Below are 22,593 nucleotides of genomic sequence, written 5' to 3'. Positions count from 1 at the left end.
GCCTTGGAAATGTTGAAATTGATAGACAATGCTTTAGTTCAGAAGAATAAAAAATAGGAGGAGGCAGCCATGAAAAGTAAAATGAAGAAAAAAATGATCGCGTTCCTGCTTTGTATGGTACTGGTCATCTGCAACAGCGTCTCCATACTGGCGGACACTCCGGCAGCAGAGACGACCACCACAGAGAAACAGGCAAAAGAGACCAGAACAGCAAAGAATGAAGGTACATCAGAGGAAGAAAAATCCTCAGATAATAGTAAAGATACGTCAAAGTCTTCAGAAGAGACTGAGGAGACGAAAGAAGAAGCTCCTGAGACGAAGACCACGGAAAAGAAGGAAGAAACTACAGGGGCAACCACTGAGAAAAAGGAAGAGTCTACTACAGCAACGACCACAGAAAAGAAAGAGGAGACAGAAGAATCTTCCGAGACCTCTGAGAAAAAAGATACAGAAGGAGCCGAGGAAACGGCTACGACTGGAAGTGCGGAAGAGACTTCCGAAGCTGCTGAAGAGACATCAGAATCAGAGGAAGAGACTTCAACAGAAACACCTAGCGTAGCAGCAGCGAAACTGACATATGAAGATGACGATGTGATTGTTACAGTTACTGCGAATGATCAAAATGCCATTCCAGAAGGAGTATCTTTAAAGGTTGTTCCTGTCTTAGAAAATAATGAAGATACACAAGAACAGTATGCAGAGGTGAAAGAACAGCTTGAGGCAAAAGTGGCAGAGAACAATGAGGATATCGCGGGCTTTTTCGCTTATGATATTACCTTTGTAGATAAAGAGGGCAATGAAATTGAACCGTCAGGAGAAGTTAAGGTATCTCTTACATATAAGAACTCTGTTCTTCCAGACGGTTTATCAGAAAAAGAAGCTCCTGATATGGATGTAACAGTAATGCACCTGGAAGAAAATGAAAATGGCGATGTAAAAGAAGTTGTGAATATGTCGGAAAGCAACCAGGTGGAAAACGTACAGGCAACAGATGTACAGGCTGTTGAAAAAGCTGAATTTGTAACAAATAGTTTTTCAGTATTTACTATTACATGGATTGATAATAAGGAAAGATCATTAACTGTGTATTGTGTGGATACCGATGGAAACAGTATTAATGTAGAAAATAATGGTAATCTTTCGACAATAAATAATCAGACTATTATAAGAAATATATCTATTGCAAAGGAAGTAAATGTAGCACAGTTAAGTACGATGATAGATAATATTGATAATGATACATATGTATATCAGCGTGCATATATAAAAGGTGGGTATATCAGTAATAAAAGGACCATAACGACAATTAGATATAATGATAATGATCAGGAATGGCAATATTCTTATTCGGGCTCTTGGGTTAATGTTGGAAACAATCAGAATGTTTATTTTGAATATGGAGATAGGAGTCCAACAGATGTTGATAAAGTAAGCACAGTGGATTCTGTTGCGGAAGGTATAGATATTAATCTGTTTAATTATAATAACGGTATAAATCAGGGTTCAGCTTACAATGCAGGATTTTATTTCTATGGTGGTGGTACAGAGTTAGATGGCGGAAAAAATCTTGGAGATATAAAATATACTGATCCTAGTAGCGGTTCTCAAGGAATTTATCAGAATTATGTAAAATATAATTTGGATGATGGATTCCCTGAATTATGGGGAGGAGAGGCCAATCTTGGTTATTTATTTGGAAATGGATCAACTGGAGTGACTGGGGCCTATAAAGGCTTGAATGGATTATTCCAAAAAAATAGTGAGGGATATTATTATTATAATAGTGCAGATAATCATGCCCAACTAAACACTCAGCAATGGCGGTTGGATTTATATAATGCAAAACTTAGCCCGAATGTAAATGAAGGGGTGGCAGGTTTTGAGGTCGGAAATTTTCTGCCTTTTAATCAGCTCCCGGGAAACGCGCAAAACGGTGGGATTTCATCAGTTGCCGGTGGAAGGGCTATGACAGACTTATGGTTTGGTATGAATATCAATGCAACATTCTATCAGCCGAAAGATGGCAAAGTGAATGGCAGAGATATGACATTCACTTTTACAGGTGATGATGATGTATGGGTATTTATAGATGGCGTAAAGGTTCTGGATTTGGGCGGAATTCATTATCTGCAAAGTGGAACTATCAATTTTAGCACAGGAGCTATAAGTATAGATGGCACTATAAAAGAAGGGAATGGTATCAGAACCATAGCTGAGGCGTTTGCAGCAGCATATAGGGAAAGTCACAATAATCCAAGTAATACCGAAGTAAATAGTTATTTGGATGAAATTTTCAATAAGGATAGTAATGGAACCTATACATCCTTTAAAAACTTTAGTTCCCACGAAATGAAATTCTTCTACTTGGAAAGAGGTGCAGGAGCATCCAATTGTGAAATTGGATTCAATATGCCTGTTATGCCAAAAGATAGTATAACAATTGGAAAAGAAATTTCTAATTATGAACAAGGCGCTTACAGCGATGTTGAATTTGAGTTTGAGTTGTATACAGGTGAAGCAGGAGAGGATAAAGATGACTTTGATCAAGTCACTACTGGAACCTATACGCTTATTAAAGCAGATGGAACAAGGGTGCCTAACCAATCAATCACAGATGGGAAAATAGTATTAAAACATGGAGAACAGGCACTTTTTAGTAATCAGTTTGATCAGGGAACTAAATATTATGTGAAAGAGACCGGGTTAAGTAGCGATACATATGATGAAGTCATAATTGAATCATCAGGAGTTGTTAATGAATATGATGACTCCATAATAGATTCTGGTGAAGGAATAGAAAGTACAATTTTAACTGTCGGTGAAAACTATGTTGTTAATTTCCAGAACCGATGTGCTGCTACTAATATGAAGCACCTTATTATAGAAAAGAAGATGCAGGAAGGTAGTACCAGTGATGATGCTTTTAAAGTAAAGGTAACTTTGGCAGGTGAAGTATATACTGGCAGTTATAAAATCGGCAATAATTACGAGAATGCCTTGCTACAAACAGAACAAATTACTAATAACGGAGAAATTACTTTAAAAGCGGGTCAGGTAGTAGTAATTCTTGGCTATGCATATACCGTAGAAGGCCAAGGAGATGTGAAAAAGACGGGTATTCCATCTGGAACATCTTTTAAAGTAGAAGAGATTGGCTTAGATTCCACAGTTTATGCGAATCCATCTTACACGGCATCTGGAGCAGATGAAATAAATACAGAAGATTCTGCAACTGGAAAAATAAAAATAGATGACAATGCAAAGGTTATTGTTACCAATAAATATACTGCTGAAGAGGATACGCGCCCGTATATTACAGTAAGTAAAACATTTTCAGGATTGTCATGGAATCAAATTAGAGAATTGATGGAGCCAGATGAGTTTGAATTAACAGTTTCAGAAAAGGAAAATCCACAAAATTCATTTACTTTGAAATTGACAGATGAAAATGTAACAATAGAACCAGATGTGACAGAAAATTCAGATGCTTGGAATGCAGTTCAGGATTATACTTTTACTTGGCGGTTGGACAACTGTAACACAGGAACCTATATGGTAACAGAAAAAAATGAAGGCTTAGATGGTTATATAAATAGTTCATCAGGTTTGGGATCAGAAATTTCTGTATCAGAATCGACATGGGAATTTAGTTCTAATCCAACGGTCATAACAGAGAATAATAATGTGAGTATTAAAATTGGAAGTCAATCTATTATAGCTGCATCATTAACTTCTCAAGATGGTTATTTTGTATGGACCTCAGAAACATTGAGTTCTGCGCAGAAGTTGGCAGTAGTAAATTGGATGAATTCAAATGCAGTCCCTTCTAATTTCACTACAGGTAAAGTAAGCGTAAATGAATGTAGTTTTTATTCGGGAAATGATTTGATTACAGGAATTCAAGTTGGAAGTAAGGGATATATACAGTTTACTCCTGGTTCAGGGGAAGAGGGAAAAGGAATCCTGAATTTTCTAGGAGGAACGAGTCAATGGAAGCATGTTTTAAGAGGTGACTATAGTTGGTCAGGTAGAACAAATGGTGATATTGAAGTTACCAATAATTATACAGTGGAAAAAACTTCAATTGATATTATCAAATATGGCACCAGTTATGATAACGTGCAGGAGGGAGCTGTCTTTAGTCTTTATAAGGGAGATAAGGAAGGAAATACAATTCAATGGTATGAAACACCAGTAGAGGGCTATGGAACGATTAATGTTCAATCTACTGGAGCCTCGGAATTAAATTTACCAGCAGGTTACTATAAACTTATAGAGACGAAAGCTCCGACCGGATATCAGCTTCTTGATGAAGAAATATATTTCCAGGTTGATGGAGGAACAGTTAAGCTAATTACACAAAATGGCACCGAGATAAGTGATAACAAGACAGAAATGTGGGAATTAGTTACCGTCAATAATACGATTACTCTTAAAATTAAAAATGATGTCCTCTACAACCTCCCGTCCGCCGGTGGCCCGGGCATCTACTGGTATACCCTCAGCGGAACCCTCCTCATGGCAGGAGCAGCGCTGATAGTATATAGACAAAAACGTAAACAGGAGGTGCTGCTGAAAAAGTAATGAAAAAGATTTTTCAGCGGCGCCCCCAGGAGCCGCTAGGATGAAACAAAACATCATAGCAATCAATAACAACAAAGGGGACAATCCCCGGAAAAGGAGATGTATTATGAAGAGAATGAAAAAATTATTTGCCTTGTTAATGACATTGGCAATGGTTATGGGATTAGGCATAACCGCAATGGCAGAAGAAAATGATGCAAATGCAAGGATTGTTATTAGCAATGAAGGTGCGGCAGCACTTAGTTATGTACAGCTTGTAGAAGCAGACAGAGACAATCCAGATGGTTGGTCTATAGTTGCAGGTGAAAGTATCTTTGAACAGCATCAAATTGATGTAGGTGATCTTGGAGACATAGCTAAGAGTGAAAAAAATGGCGATGCAAGTGGAACTCTTACAACTAGTAATGAATTAGCAAGTTTACTCGAAGATTTAAAAAGCTTAGCAACAACTACGATAACAGGAAATAGTTTTACTGTAACAAGTGCCGGTTTATACTTGGTTGTTCCGGTTAAGGATGGATATACATATTCTCCGACATTGGTTTATGTCCCAGTCAATGCTTCTGGTGATATTAATGTAAAGGCAAAAGGTGAGCCTGATACAATAACTAAAATTGTTGCAGATGAAGACAAGTCAGTGCAAGCAGGTGACGTTATTAACTATACTGTAACAAGAGCATATCCTTATATTTCGGCAAACTATAGTAACCCTACTTTTACAATTGTAGATACTTTGACAAATGCAACGTTTAATGCGAATTCCGTAGTAGTAGAGGGAGCAGGCACCTTAGATAGTGATTATAGTGTTGATATAAGTGGGAATATATTGACTATTACTATTAATTATGATTCTACAAAAGCAGGAAATGATATTAAAATTACATATTTAGCAACTGTTAGTGATAATGTAAATAAGGCTGATAATCCTGTAAAAAATAAAGTTGTTTCCAATACTAACGGTACAAAAACTGGTTATGAAGTAGTATCTGATCCGGTAAAAACAACAATCTATAAAGTGGATGCTGAGAATCTGCAGACTAAATTGGCGGGTGCTAAATTCAATCTCTATAAAGGATTGGTAAGTGAGTATCAAGAAGAAACAACCGTACCTGTACAAGAAAATATAGTGGTAGGTGAAAACGGAGAAGTAACGATTTATGGTTTAGATGCCCAGGAAAACTATTATCTTGTAGAAACCGAAGCTCCAGCAGGATATAGCGTAGATAAAACACCAATACAGTTAAGCAGACCTTCGAATTGGGAGAATCCTACTCCTTCTACGGTTACAGAAACGGATGAAGATGGTGTTGAAGTTACCACTACAACATATTCATTTAATGATTTTGGTAACAATGGTATTACTCAAGTGACAAATACCACACTTTCCTCTCTTCCAGAAACCGGTGGCATGGGTACAACCCTCTTCACCATCGCAGGTTGTGTCATCATGATCTCCGCAGCAGGTCTCTTCTTCGCAACACGCAAGAAAGCCAACTAATTGTTCAGTGAGAGAACATGGCAGCCGACAGGCAGAGTAAATTACAGTTATTATAATAGGAAGAAACAGTGCGCTGACATACTCATTGTGCCAGTGTACTGAACACCAAAACAACCACAAGCCGGGGTGGAACTCCCACCTCGGCTTATCATAAGACAAGACAGAAAGCCGATTCATTGCCAGAATTTTTTGAGGATTTTGCATAGGAAAACTGTTTAAAAGCAAGATTCGTCATAAAATATCTGTCAGCCACCATAGAGATAATTTCCAGCTTGCTGGTATCAGATTCAAGCATCCCCCATTCGGGGAAAACAAAACATTTGTATCGCCTGACGACGACTGTGAAGACAGCCGCCGGGAAAGAAGGGACGGTACATAATATAGAAGAAACGGCTGTCTGAGGTGGAGGAGGAAGACGCATACAAAAGGTTGTTTTCCCGCGGAGAAGTCCCTGGATATGCCAGAACAGCAACAAATATGTTACAACAATAAGGAGAGGTCGGATGAAAAAGAAATTAAACATCATAGTAATCGCAGTATTATTTTTAGCCGGGTTGTCCGTATTGCTGTATCCCTTCGTTGCCAACCAGTGGAACAGTTACCGGCAGAGCCGGTTGATGAGCAGTTACGAGGAAGGCGTGGCGGAGAAGGACGCCAATGGAGAGATTGATTATGAGGCGGAGTGGGCGCGGGCGAGAGCTTATAATGACGCACTGATGCCGATGATCCTTCCGGATTCTTTCGCTGTGGCGGAGGCATCAGACAGAGATGAAGAATATATGAGCTGTCTCAATATCAACGGTGATGAGATCATGGGAATTGTGGAGATCCCGAAGATTGATGTGGAGCTTCCGATTTATCATACCACCGATGAAGAAGTGCTGGAGATCGGGGCAGGGCATCTGGAAGGAAGTTCCCTGCCGGTGGGAGGCGAGAGCACCCATGCGGTGATTTCCGCCCACAGGGGTCTGCCAAGCGCCACGTTGTTTACGGATCTGGACCAGCTGGTGGAAGGAGACCATTTCCTTCTGCACGTTTTGGATGACACTCTCTGTTATGAGGTGGATCAGATCAACGTGGTGGAGCCCGATGAGACAGAATTGCTTTCTGTGGTGGAAGGCGAGGATCTGGTCACACTGCTCACCTGTACCCCTTATGGGGTGAACACCCAGCGTTTGCTGGTGCGGGGACACCGGGTGCCGTATGTGCCGGAAGAGGTGGCGGATGAAGCTTCTCATTCGATGTTTGGAAACAGCCTCCATACCAATTACATTTTATGGGTGGCCGTGGGGCTGGTGCTGACCGGCGCGTTTATCGCGGCGTTGGTCATCCGGGACCGGAAGCTCCGAAAAAAATTGGAATCTGGTGACGGGATAACCGGAAAAGAGAAAGAAACTCATGATGACGAAAGTTAGTGTGCTGATAGGTTCATTTTTAAGCGGAGGCGCAGAACGAAGGCAGTAAGGCGGGGAGTGAGTCATGAGAAGAAAGGTTTTCACTGTGCTGTTTGTCTTGTTATTCCTGGCAGGGTTTGGGATTTTGGCTTATCCGACCATTTCCAACCAGTGGAATAATTACCGGCAGAGCAGGCTGATCAGTAATTATAAAAATATCACAGAGAATATTGATACCGAAGATTTCGACAGGGAATGGGAAAAGGCGGAGAGCTATAATGACAGCATCACCGTAAACCAGCCCATGAGCGGGGACGTGTTCAGCGAAGGCGGGCAGGAAGACAGGGATTCGGAATACTGGAACGTGCTCAATATCGCAGGAGACGGCATGATGGGATACATTTCTATTCCCAAAATAAATGTGGAGCTGGCCATTTACCATGGCACTTCCGATGAGGTGCTTCAGACCGGAGTTGGACACATCGAGGGGACGAAGCTTCCCATCGGCGGAGAGAGTAATCATACTGTCCTGGCGGCCCATCGGGGACTGCCCAGCGCCCGGCTGTTCACAGACCTGGATCAGCTGGAGGAAGGGGATGAGTTTTACATTCACATCCTGGATGAGACCCTGGCCTATCAGGTGGACCAGATTTTGCCCATGGTGGACAAAGATGATACCGGGGCCCTCAGTGAAGCGCTGGCCATTGAGGATGGTCAGGATTATGTTACATTATTTACCTGCACGCCTTATGGCGTAAATACCCATCGTCTTCTTGTGCGGGGGACGCGGGTGGAGTATAATGGAGAGGAAGAAACGCCGGAGACTCCGGTGGATACCGCGAAGAATCTGCTGCAGGATTACTATATGTTCTTTTTGATCGGCGGCGTGGCCGTCACGGTTGTCGCCATCGGAGTGATGCGGATGGTTATGAAGAGAAAAAGGAACAGAGAGAATGCAGGTCCGAAACAATAAGCACAGCGGAAAATGCCGAAAAGGGGCCTGTGTCATGTGGCAAAGATTGGTAATCTGAAATGTTTCGTATAGATTTATAGCAAGGAAAAGGAGGCGTATTATGAAAGGAATAATGCATACGATGAAAACATGCAGCGTGATCATGGCAGTTCTGTTTGCTTTCACCATGCTGTTTGGAATGACGTCCCGCGTGTGGGCGGAAGAAGGGGCCGGAGAACCGTATGAAGACGGACGTAAGGGAAGTATCACAGTGACTCTGAAAGAAGAAGAGGGTATGAACAGAGAAGGTGTGCAGATGAACCTTTATAAGGTGGGAAATGTGGATGTTTCCCATGGATATCTGGATTTTTCTCTGGTGGATGAGCTGGAAGGAATTGACGCGGATCTCAATGACATCACTTCCTCGGAAGCCAATGCGGCCATAGCGGGAATTCTGGCGGAGGCAGTGGAGGAAAGGAATCTGGAAATGACAGGAAGTCTGTGGACTGACGCGGATGGGCAGGTGACCTTTGAGGATCTGGAGCAGGGCATGTATCTGGTGCTTCAGGGGAAGGCCAACGCCTATGGCACCATTCTTCCTTCTGTAGTGCCGGTGCCATATGCCGATGAGACCAGCTGGGAGTATGATGTGGAGATTGAGCCGAAGGCAACGCCGGTGACAACCCTGGGACGGATTGATGTGACTAAGATGGTCAAGGGCATTAATCCGGACGGCAATCTGCAGGATGTACATACCACAGATGCCACTTATTATATCGGTCTGTTCATGGACGCGGAGGGAGAGCATCTCTATGGAGAGACGGGAAATAACGTGAAACCTGTACATATCATAGACGGCAGCAGCGGCACGGTGAGCTTTGATAATATTCCGATCACTGACCAGCCGTACTATATTTTTGAGACCACTGAAGATGGGCGGCCGATAAAATATCTGGAACAGCAGGGAACGGAGAATGGTTTTTATTGCATGGCAGGAGAGGTGATCGGCGCGGAAGGCCATGACGCTCCTCCGGTGATCATCATGGAAAACGAAGCGGACGCCATTGGAACTGCGGTGATCAGCAACGTTTACAGTGACGGTCTGCCGGAAGGCTATTATTATACCGGTGAGATCACCATTACCAAGAGTATCATGGACAACGATCAGATGGTGGCTTCCGGTGATACCTTCTATGCAGGAATCTTTGCTGTGGATGCCCAGGGCAATGTGAGCGCCAGTCCGACGGAAGTGGTGAAGCTCAATAACAATGGTTCTGTGACAGTGGAAGTTCCGCTGGGCGGCGCCAACGGAACAGAGGCGGTTACTTATGCGGTAAAAGAGACCAACGAAAACGGCGTTCCGGTCAGCCAGGACAGTGCTTTCCTCTACACCGTGACCGGAGAGGGAAATGTCACCCTGTCCACCGGTGAGAATACGGGAACCATTCATATCACCAACTCTCTGGGAGACAGCGACGGCTATTATCAGGAAGAGCCATCCACCCAGGCGCCGGCCAGCTCCGGTAACAATAACAGCGGAAATAACGGAAGCAGCGGTACATCCGGTGGCACAAACCGCAGTTCCAGGTCCGGTAAGACCGGAGACAATAACCAGATTCTGCTGTATGCGGGCCTTCTGGTGGCAGCAGTGATCGTGGGCGGTGTTGTTGTGGTGCGAAGAAGAAGACGTTAAACTGCAAATATAAACGGCAAATATAGCGAACCCCCCGATGGTCTGTGGAGAGACTGTCGGGGGTTTTTGCGTGGAAAAAATTAAATTATGAGGAGAAAAATGAAGGAATTTCATCCAGATTACACCAGATGTTAAGTTTCTATTAAGTCAGTAGATTTGAGTTTACTTCTGAACTTAAATAAGATAAAATGAACCTGTAGCAATGCATATCCGGCAGTGGAAGAGAAGGCTGATATCATGAAGTTTTTTGCGGCCGGATATAATATGTTGCGGACAGGGAGGAGTGCATATGACAGTTTTGTACTGGCTGATTGCCGCGGCGGTATTTCTCATTCTTGAGATACTGACCATGGGACTTACGACCGTGTGGTTTGCCGGCGGATCTCTGGTGGGGGCGCTGCTGGCAGCGCTGCATCTGCCTTTGGGGGTTCAGGTGGCCGCGTTTGTGGTTGTTTCCATACTGCTGCTGATTCTCACCAGACCGCTGGCTAAGAAGTATCTTAACAGCAGGACGGTGAAGACCAATGTGGACAGTCTGGTGGGGAAGACCTGCATCGTGACTGAGGATATCGATAATCTGCGGGCAGAAGGGCAGGTTACGATCATGGGCCAGGTCTGGACGGCCAGGAGCGTGCAGGATGACATGATTCTTAAAAAAGATACAAAGGTCAGAGTGAAGGCCATATCCGGTGTGAAGCTCATTGTAGAGCCGGAATAGAAGGTATATAAAGGAGGCAAAATATGAATATTGTCGGTAATGTATTTTTGGTTATTCTTATTATTTTGGTCATTTATGTTATCGTATCCTGTGTGCGGATCGTACCGCAGGCACAGGCGTACGTCATTGAGCGTCTCGGCGCGTACAACGGTACATGGTCCGTGGGACTGCATTTTAAGATACCGTTTATTGACCGGGTAGCAAGAAAGGTGCTCCTGAAAGAGCAGGTGGTGGATTTCGCGCCGCAGCCGGTTATCACGAAAGATAATGTTACCATGCGGATTGATACGGTGGTGTATTATCAGATCACAGATCCGAAGCTTTACGCTTACGGTGTGGATAATCCGATCATGGCCATTGAGAACCTGACGGCAACGACTCTTCGTAATATCATCGGTGATCTGGAACTGGATGCCACTCTCACTTCCCGTGAGACCATCAACACGAAGATGCGGGCGACGCTGGACGAGGCCACGGACCCATGGGGCATCAAGGTGAACCGTGTGGAGCTTAAGAACATCATCCCTCCGGCAGAGATTCAGAATGCCATGGAGAAGCAGATGAAGGCGGAGCGGGAGCGCCGTGAGGCCATCCTGCGGGCGGAAGGTGAGAAGAAGTCTTCCATCCTGATCGCTGAGGGACATAAAGAGTCCATGATCCTTGAGGCGGAAGCCGAGAAAGAAGCGGCCATCCTCAACGCGGAGGCCAAGAAGGAGGCCACCATCCGTGAGGCAGAAGGTCAGGCGGAAGCGATCCTCAAGGTACAGCAGGCCACAGCCGATGGTTTGAGAGCGATCAAAGAGGCCGGCGCCGACGAAGCGGTTATCAAGCTGAAGTCTCTGGAGGCCTTCGAGAAGGCGGCGGACGGCAAGGCGACCAAGATCATCGTGCCGTCGGAGATTCAGGGACTGGCCGGACTGGTTTCTTCTATTAAAGAGGTGGCAGTGGACCCGAAAGATGTTCCGGAAGCTGCTTCCAGCACAAAATAATCCAAATAATCTTATACGGACAAAAAAGTCCGGCTGAGTCAGTTCAGCCGGACTTTTTCCTTTTCAGTTTTCCGATTGTGTGCTATGATACGTTAGTGTGCTGAATTCGTTCATATGATGATTATAGTGAAGGTTATGATGGCAGCAGAAAGGCTGTCATTTCAGCACATCATCGGGAAAGGAAAGGAGGCTTTGCCTTGATAAAATATCTCAGGCATTTCTGGCTGGCGTATCCGTTTCTGGCTTTGAAAATTTTTATTTATTACTGGCAGACGGACCGCCTGGACATGATGAATGTCTATGAAGTGCCGGTGCTCACGGTATTGTTTTTGTTCGGCCTGTTCGAGCTGTGTTCCATGGGGCGGGGAAAGGCGAGCCGGTGGATTTTTTATATTATTTATACCATTGTAACGGTGTTAATGTTTGCGGATGCCGCCTACAGCAGCTATTTTGGCAAATACATTTCCGTCAATCAGATTTATCAGATTACCAGCTTCGGGCAGATTGCCGGTGACGGCAATGTGATCGGGGCCGCAGTGAGTCCCGGATGTCTGCTTACGCTCATCGACTATCCTTTTGTGCTGTATTTCTACCGGCTGCGGCAGAAGACCGGAGAGAAGCTGTCCGCCATGTCCATGAGGAAGTTTGTACCTTATGTGCTGGCCCACGGACTGCTGCTGGTGATTATGATCTGCGCATGGTTTTATTATGGCTTTAATCCCTATAACCTGCGCTCGGTGCAGAAGGTCAACCATATCGAGTTCTTCACCTACCATACCAACGACATTTTGGTAAATGTGGTGGGAAAGATTCAGAGAGGGGATGTGGACAAGGACGCCATTCTTAACACTATGGAAGAGATCGTGCCGAAGTCGTCGGGAGATGATTATAAAGGTGTGGCAGAGGGGAAGAATCTGATCCTCATTCAGACAGAATCATTTAATGATTTCGTTATTGGCGCTGAATATAACGGTCAGGAGCTGACGCCGAACCTCAATGCGCTTCTTCAGGAAGATACCTTTTATTTTAATCATTTCTATTCCACTACCGGAGTGGGAAATACCAGTGATGCGGAGTTTGCCGCGCTGAACGGCCTCTATCCCAATGATGAGAGGGAATGTTACCGGCTGTATGTGGATAATACGTTTCAGGGACTGCCGTGGATATTGCGGGACGCCGGTTATGGAGCTTATGCTTTCCACGGTTATGTGAAGACTTTCTGGAACCGGGATGAGGCGTACAAGACGCAGGGATTTGAACATTTTTATTCCCAGGAAGAACTGGATATGACGGAAATCTCCGGGTTTGGTCTGACGGATAAGGAAATGTTCCGGCAGGCGGTGGATATTTTAAAGGAAAAAGAACAGCCATTTTTCAGTTTTATGATCACGCTGACGAACCATATCCCATATGAACTGGACCCGTCGCTGGCGACACTGGAACTGAAAGACAGTGACAAAGGCAGTACCTTTGGCAATTATCTTCAGACCATCCGCTATACCGACGAGGCTTTCGGAAAGCTGATTCAGTATCTGAAAGATGCCGGTCTTTATGACAACACCATGATTGTCATTTACGGAGATCATCAGGGTATGAACATGGAGACGCCGGCGGTGAAGAGTAAGATGAGTGCGTTTCTGGGCCGGGAGTACAATTTTGATGAGATGTTGAAAGTTCCGCTGATCATTCACATCCCGGGGCTGGGGGAGGCTAAGACCATTGGAACAGTGGGCGGCGAGGTGGACATCATGCCGACCATTGCCAACCTGATGAATGTGGATCCGGGGCAGCCTTTTGTGTTCGGCCATGACCTGCTCAACGCCGATGAGGGATTTGTGGCGCAGATATCCTATATCGGCAAGGGCTCTTTTATAGCCGGAGACAATGCCATGATTTTCGGCATCGGAAAGGACGGCACAGTGGAGAGCGGCAGTGCCTGGAATCTTCTGACCGGGCAGCGGATGAACGTGAATGTGAACCTGTGCCAGCAGTATTCTGACCGGGCGACAGCACTCATCGATACCTGCAAAGAAGTGCTTGATTACAATCTCATTGCGGATTATGTCACCCACTGAATAATAGCTTGACATTACATTAAAAATTTGATAAAAAGTTTAGATAAGACGTAAAAGGGTACGTCGGCATATTTCCCCGGAGAAAGAGAAATGCACCGGCGTTTCAGCGGCGTCTTGGGAGGATTTGCTATGAATTTAAAAGGTCGTAATTTTTTGACATTACTTGATTTCAATAAGGAAGAGATCCGGTATATGCTGGATCTGGCACATCAGCTTAAGGCCAAGAAGAAGAGCGGCGTGCAGGGGGAAGAATTAAAAGGCAGGAACATTGTTCTGATTTTTGATAAGTCTTCCACCCGAACCCGCTGTTCCTTTGAGGTGGCTGCCGCCGACGAGGGCGCTCATGTGACTTTTCTGTCCAATTCCCACATGAATAAGAAGGAGACCATCGAGGATACGGCGAAGGTGTTCGGGCGCATGTACGATGCCATCGAGTACCGTGGCTATGGACAGGAGATCGTGGAAGAGCTGGCGAAGTATTCCGGTGTGCCAGTCTGGAACGGACTGACCGACACAGATCATCCGACCCAGGTGCTGGCGGATTTCCTCACCATGGAGGAACATATCGATAAGCCGCTGGAAGAGATGAAGCTCACCTTTGTGGGAGACCTCTCTGATAATGTCATGTATGCGCTGATGTATGGCTGTGCCATCATGGGTGTGGATTTCAAAGCAGTGGGACCGGAGGAGACTGTCTGTGATCCGAAGGTGCTTGAGGTATCCCGGCAGCTGGCAGAAAAGAGCGGGGCGGTCATTGAGATTTCTCATGATCCGGAAGATGTGAAAGGTTCCGACGTGATTTATACGGATGTATGGGTGAGCATGGGCGAGCCGGAAGAGATTTATCCGGCGAGAGTGAAGGCTCTGTCTCCATATAAGATCACCAGGAAGATGATGCAGGATACCGGCAATGCGGACTGTCTGTTCATGCACTGCCTGCCTGCTTACCATAATTTTGACACAGCGGTGGCAAAGGATATGCGGGATCGTCTGGGACTGGACATTCGGGAAGTGGAGGACGAGGTCTTCCGTTCCGATCGCTCGGTTGTGTTTGATGAGGCTGAGAACCGGATGCATACCATCAAGGCTGTGATGGTGGCGACCCTGGGAAGATAATTGTATGAAACAGAAGATATTAAATATTCTCCGGCAGCAGGACGGATTTGTCTCCGGACAGGCGCTCTGTGAGCAGCTGGGCGTCTCAAGGACAGCTGTCTGGAAATGCATCAATACTCTGAAAAAAGAAGGATATGAGATTGAGTCGGTAACCCGGAAGGGTTACCGGCTTTTGCAAAGTCCGGATCTGCTCACGGAAGAATCTATCTGGGAATATCTGCCGGAAGAAGTCTGGCCTGGAAAGGTTATCTGTTTTCCGTCGGTGGACTCCACCAACGAGGAGGCCAAAAGGCAGGCAGCTCTGGGAGCGGTGGACGGGACGCTTTTTGTGGCGGATCACCAGACCGCAGGGAAAGGCAGGAGAGGCAGAGTCTGGTCTTCGCCGGAAGGACGGGATATTTTCTGCACGATGCTTCTGCGGCCGGAGATCCCTCCGGAAAGCGCATCTGTGATGACGCTGGTGACAGCCCTGGCGGCGGCCGCTGCATCGGAAAAGCATGGCGGAGAAGTCTGTCAGATTAAATGGCCCAACGATGTGATCCTTCATGACAGGAAGATCTGCGGCATCCTCACGGAGATGAGCCTCGAGATGGATGAGATCGCCTACGTGGCGGTGGGCGTCGGTTTTAATGTAAACCGGGAAGAGTTCCCTGATGAGCTTGTGGATATGGCTTCCTCCCTTTACCGGGAGACGGGCCGGAAGATTGTCCGCAGTGCTTTTCTGGCGGATTTTCTCCGGGAATTTACAGAGAGATATCAGATTTTTCTCCGGGAGCAGAGCTTTGCTCCTTTTGTAAAAGAATATGAGAAGAGGCTTATCAATATCGGACGGGATGTCAGAGTGATCCGCCGGGGACAAGAACTGGTCCGCCGGGCGGTGGGCATCAATGAGAAAGGGGAGCTTCTGGTACAGAACGAAGCCGGAGAGACGGAATGTATCTGCGGCGGCGAGGTTTCTGTCCGGGGGCTTTACGGATATGTGTAGGAGGCAGTCATGTTAGAAGATAAAAAAATACTGTGCGGCGCCAGTCAGTACGAGCAGCTTTTTTATTTTAATCCTGAATTTGATTCCCTTCCCAAGGCGGTGAAGGACGAGCTGAAGATTCTCTGCGTGCTGTACACGGAAGATGTGGGAGGGATCCTGCGTCTGGAATTTGACGAAGATGGGAATCTGAATCTGGTCACGGAGAGCAAAGAGGACGACTACTTCTTTGACGAAATCGGCAGTGTGTTAAAAATCAAGCAGATTCAGCAGGAGAAAAGAGAACTGCTGGAGAGCCTTGAAATGTATTATAAAGTGTTTTTTCTGCAGGACGAGCAGAAATAACGGTTACACAGGAGGAACAGAATGTTAATTGGAATTGATATCGGAAATACAGACATCACTTTTGGTATTTTCCAGGGAAAAAAGCTCTGCGATACGTTTCGCATGAGAACAAAGATCAACCGTACTTCTGATGAATACGGGCTGTTTATTCTGCAGGCGATCCAGTATAAGGGGTATTGCAGAGAAGACGTGGATGACGTGATCATCGCGTCCGTGGTGCCTGCGGTGATGCATTCATTCACCAGCGCGATCATCAAATATTTTAACCTGCAGCCGATCATCGTGGGAGCGGGCATCAAGACTGGTATTAAGATCAAGACGGCCAATCCGAAGGAGACGGGAGCGGACCGTATCGTGGACGCCGTGGCCGGCTATGAGCTTTACGGCGGCCCGGTGATCGTAGTGGATTTCGGAACAGCGACCACCTATGATCTCATCACGCCGGACGGCGAGTTCATCGGATGTGTGATCTCTCCGGGTATCCGGACTTCCGCCAACGCCCTGTGGCAGCAGGCAGCCAAGCTTCCGGAAATTGAAATCCGCAAGCCGGATTCCATTCTGACCAAGGAGACGGTCACCGGAATGCAGGCAGGTCTTGTGTTCGGCTACATCGGACAGACCGAGTATATTATCCACAAGATGATCGAAGAAAGCGGATTTGAGAATGTAAAAGTAGTGGCAACCGGCGGACTGGGCAAAATGATTGCCGAGGAGACCGACTGTATTGATTATTATGATGCCAGCCTCACGTTGAAGGGACTTCAGATTATTTATGATAAACAGAAAAGATAAAACAGACACAGCCGCCATTTACGGCAGCGCGTTTCCTGTCATCCTGGGTCCCATGGCGGGAGTCACGGATCTGGCTTTCCGCCTTTTATGCCGGGAGCAGGGATGCGACGTGGTGGTCACAGAGATGATCAGCGCCAAGGCGCTGTACTATGGCAATAAAAATACCATTCCCCTGATGCAGACCGATGAGAGAGAGGCTCCTGTGGGAGTGCAGATTTTTGGTTCAGAACCTGAATTAATGGGACAGATGGCACATAAGATAGAAGACAGAGGCTTCGCCTTCATCGATATCAATATGGGCTGTCCTGTGCCAAAGATCGTGAACAATCATGAGGGCTCGGCCCTGATGAAGCAGCCGGAACTGGCGGGCAGGATCGTCAGTGAGGTAAAACGGGCGGTCTCCCTGCCGGTGACAGTGAAGTTTCGCCTGGGCTTTGACGAGGAGCATAAGAACGCTGTGGAGTTCGCGAAGGTTCTTGAGGACAGCGGAGCGGATGCTCTGGCAGTGCACGGGAGGACCAGAGAGCAGTACTACAGCGGCAGAGCGGACTGGGAGGCCATCCGGCAGGTCAAAGAGGCTGTCCGGGTGCCGGTGATCGCCAACGGAGATATTTACAGCGGCGCCGATGCCCTGGCCATCCGGGAAAAGACCGGATGCGACGGCATAATGGTGGCCCGGGGCAGCAAGGGCAACCCGTGGATTTTCCGGGAGATCAAAGCTGCTCTGGCGGGAGAGCCGGTGCCGGCGGAACCCACTGCCCGGGAAAGAGTGGAAATGCTTCTGCGCCACGCAGCCCTCTGCGTGGAATATAAGGGCGAATACACGGGGATCCGTGAAATGCGCAAGCACGCTGCCTGGTATACGACGGGGCTTCGCGACTCGTCGAGACTCCGCCAGGAAGTCAATCAGGTGACAACGCTGAGAGAGCTTGAACAGCTGCTTGAGAGCGCGGCGGAAGGCGGGGAGAGGTAACAGGAGTGAAAGAAACCCTGTGAAGCCTCGTTGACAATCATTTTAAATTGCATTATAATTATGGCTTATCTGGGGTCTCCTTTTAATTGTAAGGAGACTTTTGACAGGTCAGCAACTTTAAGAAAGGTGTAGATGAAAACGATGGTAGAGAGTAAGAAACATATCCTGACAAGCAAAGGAATGAAGGCCCTGGAAGATGAACTTCAGGATTTAAAAGTAGTAAAAAGAAAAGAGATCGCGCAGAAGATCAAGGAAGCCAGAGAGCAGGGCGACTTATCCGAGAATGCCGAGTATGATGCAGCCAAAGATGAGCAGCGTTCCATCGAGGCAAAGATAGAAGAGCTTGAGAAGATCATCAGAAATGCAGAGGTTATCGATGAGTCTGCCTTCGACAAAGACACGGTCAGCATCGGAAGTACCGTTAAGTTTTATGATGAAGAGTTTGACGAGGAGCTTGAGTACCGTATTGTCGGTTCCACAGAGTCCGATATCATGAAGGGCCTGATCTCCAATGAGTCTCCTCTGGGCAAGGCGCTCGTGGGCTCCAAGATTGGACAGGAGATTGAAGTGGAGAGCGCGGACGGCATTTCCAGATATAAAGTTCTTGAGATTTCAAGAAGCGATATGTAAGAGATACAGAAGAAGCTGTATACACAAACATACGGGAGCGAGAAGATAACTGTCGCACAAATCAAATATCAGAGAGATTCCTGATATTTTGTTTGGCGGCAGTTTTTCGCATATACGGAGAACGGTTTTTCAGATTATCGTTGTAATTCATGGATTAAACATGTTATACTTATTAAGTATAAAAAATAAAGTGATAAGTCTTTCATGCTCCTCGGTCGGAGGTGTCAATATATGTGGGACTGGGTCGGAAAGGGTTAATGAATGATTGACGTATCAAAGGTTCGTATGATGACCAGACTGGCTGTCTACGAGAAACAACAGGGAAAAAAGGAACTGAAAATGCATCGTTTCAGCATGAGAACATACCTGAGCCTCAAGCTTATCGGCAGTTTTTTTGCTGTGACGGTCGCTTATGTGCTGGGAGCCGCGCTGTACATGATGCGGTATTATTCCAACATTATGACGGAGGGCCTTGCTTTTTCCTACGGGGGAATCCTCAAAAATATTCTTATTGTGTACGGGATTGTCATGATCATCAATCTCATCATCACCTTTGTGATTCAGAGGAAGAGATACATAAAAATGCTCAAGAGCATAAGACAATACGACAAGAGTCTGTTTGCTCTGAAGAAGTACCTGGACAAAGAAGAACAATTACAATAGAAAGACAGGATGTTGCGTATGGCACAGTTAGTTTATCTGAAAGAAAATATAAAGTATTTTTACCAAAAGCACTCGGAGTATCTGGATCCTGCCATGAAGCTGCTGTTCTCTTTTATAATGCTGTGCCTGGTGCAGAGCATGTTTCAGTATAATGAAGCGGTAAATAAACCCTGGCTTTTCCTGCTGGTATCGGTGGCTCAGGCGTTTCTGCCGCTTTCCTTCTGTTTTTATTCAGCGGCCTGCCTGATTCTGGTCAATCTGTGGCAGGTGTCCGTGGAGATATTTGTTGTATATTTACTGTTTTTTATCATCTGTTACCTCCTGTTTGTGAGGGTCGACGGAAAGCATGCATTTATTATCATAGTAACCCCGATTTTATTTTATCTCAAGTTAGAATATTTTCTGCCGGTTCTGCTGGGAATGACCGTCGGTTTCAGCGGGATTCTTCCGATGGCAGCCGGGATTTTCTTATATTTTTTCAGCTTGTATACCAGAGACGCCAGTGCGCTGCTGACTACCACGGAGAATCTGGAACCGGGAATCGGCATGTCGCGGATTACCAGCCTGCTGATCATTGACAGGAAGCTGCTGGTGATTTTGATCACATTTTGTCTGATCGTGTTTGTGTCGACGATTTTATACCAGATGTTTCATGAGAAGGCATGGATGTTTTCCATCATCATAGGAAATGTGTCTCTGGCGGTGCTGCTTCTTTTCGGGCGGCTGATCTTTGAGCTGGATTACACCATATGGAGGGTGTTTCTGGAGATTGTGCTTGCCATGGGACTGGCAACGGTGGTTCAGTTCTTTAAAGGGATCGGTGATTTCTCCAGGATAGAGAAGGTTTCCTTTGAAGATGATGAATACATTTACTTTGTCAAGGCGGTGCCGAAGATAAAGGCGGCGCAGGAGGAGAGAAATGTGACGGACATCGTGGCGCCGGACGGAGACGGCGGAGAACCCGGGCAGGAGGCCGCCGGCGTGCCGGGCGGAGAAGAGAAACCGGGGGATGACAGGATGAAGACTGACAGAACAGAAAACGGGAGACGGAATGAATGAATTTTGATGAATTTCTGAGCTTGATACAAAAATATTTATACAGATTTTCCATTTCAACAATCGGTATTACGGACATTGTACAGATTATCATCATCAGTGCCATCGTCTATCAGATTATAAAATGGCTACAGCTTACCAGGGCATGGACGCTCTTTAAGGGAATTGTCGTGCTTCTGTTTTTTGCGCTCATGGCGGTCATTTTTCAGCTGGATACCATTGCCTGGCTGCTGTCCAACTCGCTCAGCGTGGGAATTATGGCAGTGATCGTTATTTTTCAGCCGGAACTGCGCCGCGCCCTTGAGCAGCTGGGAAGACAGAACTTTTTCCGTAATCTGATTTTTTCTTCTGATGATGAGGCGGCGGAAAAGACATTCCTGACGGAGAAGGGAATTACGGAGATCGTCCGGGCTTCTTTTGAGATGAGCAAGGTAAAAACCGGCGCCCTCATGGTTATTGAACAGAAAGTGGCGCTGGGTGAGTATGAGAGAACGGGTATAGCAGTGGATGGTATTTTGACAAGCCAGCTGCTGATCAACATTTTTGAGCATAATACGCCTCTTCACGACGGTGCGGTTATCATCCGGGGCAACCGGATTGTTTCGGCCACCTGCTATCTGCCGCTGACCGATAATCTGGAACTGGGAAAAGAACTGGGGACCAGACACCGGGCGGCAGTGGGAATCAGCGAGGTTTCCGACAGTACGACTATCGTGGTGTCAGAAGAGACCGGCGCGGTTTCTGTCGCGAAGGACGGTAAGCTTTACCGCAACCTTGACAGAGAAGAGCTGAAAGAGAGACTGGAACTTCTTCGTCCGGAACCGACAGGCAGCATCGATGTATTAAAGAAGTGGAAAGGACTGTTGCGTAATGAAAAATCTGAAAAACCTGGCAAACCTGACAAATCTCAAAAATCTGATAAACAATAATATCGGGATGAAGGTTCTTTCCGTTTTCATTGCGGTGTTAATCTGGCTTCTGGTGGCCAATATCAACGACCCGGTCAGAACGGAGAGGTTCAGCGATATTCCGGTGACGATTATAAATGAAAGCGCGCTGACAGATTTGGGATATGCCTATGAGGTGGTGGAAGGCAGCGAAGTGAGCATTACTGTGGAGGGAAAGAGGAGCATCCTGAGCGATATGTCGGCATCGGATTTTCAGGCGGTGGCGGATTTTTCCAAACTGTCTGAGGTGGATGCGGTGCCCATTGATGTGAGTGCCAAAAAATATGCCAATCAGCTTGATATTACCCTGGGTAATGTCAATACTATGAAGATCAAAAAGGACGCTGTGGTGAGCGTCAGCGTTCCGGTCAACATCATTTTGGACGGAGAGCCGGCGGACGGTTACGCTGTGGGTAATATGACCGGAACACCGAATCTGGTGAAGGTGACAGGACCGGAGAACCTCCTGTCCAGCGCCAAGGAGATCCGCGCGGAGGTGGATATCGACGGCATCAGTCATGATGTGACGACCACGGCGGATCCGGTACTTTATAATGATAATAACGAGGTGATAGACAGCACCCAGATTCAGATGGATACTACTTCCATAGATGTGCTGATATCTCTTTGGAAGACCAAACTGGTGGATGTGAATCTGCAGTCCATCGGAACGCCGGCGGATGGATACGAGATGACTTCTTTTGATTATGAGCCGAAGAAGATTCTTATTGCGGCGCCGGATGATGTTCTCAGTGACCTGACGGCCATTACTCTGCCGAACATTTCCGTGGAAGGCCGGACTGAGAATTATGAGGAGGATATTCCTCTTGATGAAGATTCTCTTCCGGATCATGTGATCCTGGCGGATGATGTGCAGGACGTGAAGGTTCAGGCAACCATAGAGAAGAGAACGACCCGTCGTTTAAGTTTTACAGAGGCAGATATCAGTATCAGAGGCAAGGGAACTCACACAGTAACCTTTGACAGCAACAACAAATATTCTATTCAGATTGAAGGGGCGGAATCCATGATCAAGGAGCTGAAGATCGCGGATTTCACTCCGTGGGTGGACATAACCGATCTGGAGGAGGGAGAACAGACTGTGCGGCTTCACGTGAAGGAAGTTGACGGTGTGACGGTGAATTCTACCCCCCGGATCACACTGACCATTGAATAAATTGCTTGA

The 22,593-nt window shown here is 46.3% G+C and carries 18 protein-coding genes; all 18 read left to right on the top strand.

Translation table 11 applies throughout. The features are described 5' to 3' along the window. Nucleotides 1-69: 69 nt before the first annotated feature. The 18 genes from B5E53_RS16080 to B5E53_RS15995 all read left to right on the top strand — a co-directional run bounded on the left by B5E53_RS16080 (nucleotide 70) and on the right by B5E53_RS15995 (nucleotide 22,584). Complete coding sequence (locus tag B5E53_RS16080) at nucleotides 70-4,584, top strand: SpaA isopeptide-forming pilin-related protein (protein ID WP_087316854.1); 4,515 nt, start codon at nucleotides 70-72, stop codon at nucleotides 4,582-4,584. A gap of 106 nt (nucleotides 4,585-4,690) precedes the next feature. Next, nucleotides 4,691-6,082 carry a SpaH/EbpB family LPXTG-anchored major pilin gene (locus B5E53_RS16075; RefSeq protein WP_162611950.1) on the top strand — a complete coding sequence of 464 codons (1,392 nt, stop codon included), beginning with the start codon at nucleotides 4,691-4,693 and terminating at the stop codon, nucleotides 6,080-6,082. Between the two features lie 503 nt (nucleotides 6,083-6,585). Further along, a complete protein-coding gene (locus B5E53_RS16070) occupies nucleotides 6,586-7,497 on the top strand; it encodes a class C sortase (RefSeq protein ID WP_087316852.1) in 912 nt (303 codons plus the stop codon). A 64-nt stretch (nucleotides 7,498-7,561) separates the two neighbouring features. Further along, nucleotides 7,562-8,449 carry a class C sortase gene (locus B5E53_RS16065; RefSeq protein ID WP_087316850.1) on the top strand — a complete coding sequence of 296 codons (888 nt, stop codon included), beginning with the start codon at nucleotides 7,562-7,564 and terminating at the stop codon, nucleotides 8,447-8,449. Nucleotides 8,450-8,549: 100 nt separating this feature from the next. Continuing rightward, the gene (locus B5E53_RS16060; protein ID WP_087316848.1) at nucleotides 8,550-10,121 is read left to right on the top strand and encodes an LPXTG cell wall anchor domain-containing protein; all 1,572 of its coding nucleotides are present in this window, start codon (nucleotides 8,550-8,552) and stop codon (nucleotides 10,119-10,121) included. A 289-nt stretch (nucleotides 10,122-10,410) separates the two neighbouring features. Further along, nucleotides 10,411-10,839 (top strand): NfeD family protein, encoded by a 429-nt coding sequence (locus B5E53_RS16055; RefSeq protein WP_087316846.1) that lies wholly within the window; start codon nucleotides 10,411-10,413, stop codon nucleotides 10,837-10,839. 23 nt (nucleotides 10,840-10,862) lie between these two features. Continuing rightward, on the top strand, nucleotides 10,863-11,828 hold the full coding sequence (locus tag B5E53_RS16050; protein ID WP_087316844.1) for an SPFH domain-containing protein: 966 nt from the start codon (nucleotides 10,863-10,865) through the stop codon (nucleotides 11,826-11,828). A gap of 197 nt (nucleotides 11,829-12,025) precedes the next feature. Further along, nucleotides 12,026-13,903, top strand: a complete 1,878-nt coding sequence (locus tag B5E53_RS16045; protein ID WP_087316842.1) for an LTA synthase family protein — start codon at nucleotides 12,026-12,028, stop codon at nucleotides 13,901-13,903. A gap of 129 nt (nucleotides 13,904-14,032) precedes the next feature. Then, on the top strand, nucleotides 14,033-15,019 hold the full coding sequence (argF, locus tag B5E53_RS16040; RefSeq protein WP_087316840.1) for an ornithine carbamoyltransferase: 987 nt from the start codon (nucleotides 14,033-14,035) through the stop codon (nucleotides 15,017-15,019). A gap of 4 nt (nucleotides 15,020-15,023) precedes the next feature. Beyond that, nucleotides 15,024-16,004 (top strand): biotin--[acetyl-CoA-carboxylase] ligase, encoded by a 981-nt coding sequence (locus tag B5E53_RS16035; RefSeq protein WP_087316838.1) that lies wholly within the window; start codon nucleotides 15,024-15,026, stop codon nucleotides 16,002-16,004. Nucleotides 16,005-16,013: 9 nt separating this feature from the next. Further along, nucleotides 16,014-16,346: a DUF6145 family protein gene (locus B5E53_RS16030; RefSeq protein ID WP_087316836.1), complete on the top strand. Its 333-nt coding sequence runs from the start codon at nucleotides 16,014-16,016 to the stop codon at nucleotides 16,344-16,346. Nucleotides 16,347-16,367: 21 nt separating this feature from the next. Further along, entirely contained in the window at nucleotides 16,368-17,138 is a 771-nt protein-coding gene (locus B5E53_RS16025; RefSeq protein WP_087316834.1) for a type III pantothenate kinase, read from the top strand. Further along, the gene (gene dusB / locus B5E53_RS16020; protein ID WP_087316832.1) at nucleotides 17,119-18,111 is read left to right on the top strand and encodes a tRNA dihydrouridine synthase DusB; all 993 of its coding nucleotides are present in this window, start codon (nucleotides 17,119-17,121) and stop codon (nucleotides 18,109-18,111) included. Before B5E53_RS16025 ends, dusB begins: the two co-directional genes overlap by 20 nt. A gap of 141 nt (nucleotides 18,112-18,252) precedes the next feature. Continuing rightward, nucleotides 18,253-18,741 carry a transcription elongation factor GreA gene (gene greA / locus B5E53_RS16015; RefSeq protein ID WP_087316862.1) on the top strand — a complete coding sequence of 163 codons (489 nt, stop codon included), beginning with the start codon at nucleotides 18,253-18,255 and terminating at the stop codon, nucleotides 18,739-18,741. A 261-nt stretch (nucleotides 18,742-19,002) separates the two neighbouring features. Then, nucleotides 19,003-19,404 (top strand): hypothetical protein, encoded by a 402-nt coding sequence (locus B5E53_RS16010; RefSeq protein ID WP_087316830.1) that lies wholly within the window; start codon nucleotides 19,003-19,005, stop codon nucleotides 19,402-19,404. Between the two features lie 18 nt (nucleotides 19,405-19,422). Beyond that, on the top strand, nucleotides 19,423-20,463 hold the full coding sequence (locus B5E53_RS16005) for a hypothetical protein (RefSeq protein ID WP_087316828.1): 1,041 nt from the start codon (nucleotides 19,423-19,425) through the stop codon (nucleotides 20,461-20,463). Next, nucleotides 20,460-21,389 carry a diadenylate cyclase CdaA gene (gene cdaA / locus B5E53_RS16000; protein WP_087316826.1) on the top strand — a complete coding sequence of 310 codons (930 nt, stop codon included), beginning with the start codon at nucleotides 20,460-20,462 and terminating at the stop codon, nucleotides 21,387-21,389. Before B5E53_RS16005 ends, cdaA begins: the two co-directional genes overlap by 4 nt. Beyond that, a complete protein-coding gene (locus tag B5E53_RS15995) occupies nucleotides 21,331-22,584 on the top strand; it encodes a CdaR family protein (RefSeq protein ID WP_087316824.1) in 1,254 nt (417 codons plus the stop codon). The genes cdaA and B5E53_RS15995 overlap by 59 nt, the downstream gene beginning before the upstream one ends. Nucleotides 22,585-22,593 lie beyond the last annotated feature (9 nt).

This window comes from Eubacterium sp. An11 (genome assembly GCF_002161065.1).
In the GTDB taxonomy this organism is placed as follows: Bacteria; Bacillota; Clostridia; order Lachnospirales; family Lachnospiraceae; genus Anaerobutyricum; species Anaerobutyricum faecale.
This window is presented reverse-complemented; position numbering and strand designations above follow the sequence as displayed.

Coding starts and splice junctions, on each gene's coding strand:
- B5E53_RS16080 (WP_087316854.1), top strand. CDS start 70: ATGAAAAGTAAAATGAAGAAAAAAATGATCGCGTTCCTGCTTTGTATG.
- B5E53_RS16075 (WP_162611950.1), top strand. CDS start 4,691: ATGAAGAGAATGAAAAAATTATTTGCCTTGTTAATGACATTGGCAATG.
- B5E53_RS16070 (WP_087316852.1), top strand. CDS start 6,586: ATGAAAAAGAAATTAAACATCATAGTAATCGCAGTATTATTTTTAGCC.
- B5E53_RS16065 (WP_087316850.1), top strand. CDS start 7,562: ATGAGAAGAAAGGTTTTCACTGTGCTGTTTGTCTTGTTATTCCTGGCA.
- B5E53_RS16060 (WP_087316848.1), top strand. CDS start 8,550: ATGAAAGGAATAATGCATACGATGAAAACATGCAGCGTGATCATGGCA.
- B5E53_RS16055 (WP_087316846.1), top strand. CDS start 10,411: ATGACAGTTTTGTACTGGCTGATTGCCGCGGCGGTATTTCTCATTCTT.
- B5E53_RS16050 (WP_087316844.1), top strand. CDS start 10,863: ATGAATATTGTCGGTAATGTATTTTTGGTTATTCTTATTATTTTGGTC.
- argF (WP_087316840.1), top strand. CDS start 14,033: ATGAATTTAAAAGGTCGTAATTTTTTGACATTACTTGATTTCAATAAG.
- B5E53_RS16035 (WP_087316838.1), top strand. CDS start 15,024: ATGAAACAGAAGATATTAAATATTCTCCGGCAGCAGGACGGATTTGTC.
- B5E53_RS16030 (WP_087316836.1), top strand. CDS start 16,014: ATGTTAGAAGATAAAAAAATACTGTGCGGCGCCAGTCAGTACGAGCAG.
- B5E53_RS16025 (WP_087316834.1), top strand. CDS start 16,368: ATGTTAATTGGAATTGATATCGGAAATACAGACATCACTTTTGGTATT.
- dusB (WP_087316832.1), top strand. CDS start 17,119: ATGATAAACAGAAAAGATAAAACAGACACAGCCGCCATTTACGGCAGC.
- greA (WP_087316862.1), top strand. CDS start 18,253: ATGGTAGAGAGTAAGAAACATATCCTGACAAGCAAAGGAATGAAGGCC.
- B5E53_RS16010 (WP_087316830.1), top strand. CDS start 19,003: ATGATTGACGTATCAAAGGTTCGTATGATGACCAGACTGGCTGTCTAC.
- B5E53_RS16005 (WP_087316828.1), top strand. CDS start 19,423: ATGGCACAGTTAGTTTATCTGAAAGAAAATATAAAGTATTTTTACCAA.
- cdaA (WP_087316826.1), top strand. CDS start 20,460: ATGAATTTTGATGAATTTCTGAGCTTGATACAAAAATATTTATACAGA.
- B5E53_RS15995 (WP_087316824.1), top strand. CDS start 21,331: ATGAAAAATCTGAAAAACCTGGCAAACCTGACAAATCTCAAAAATCTG.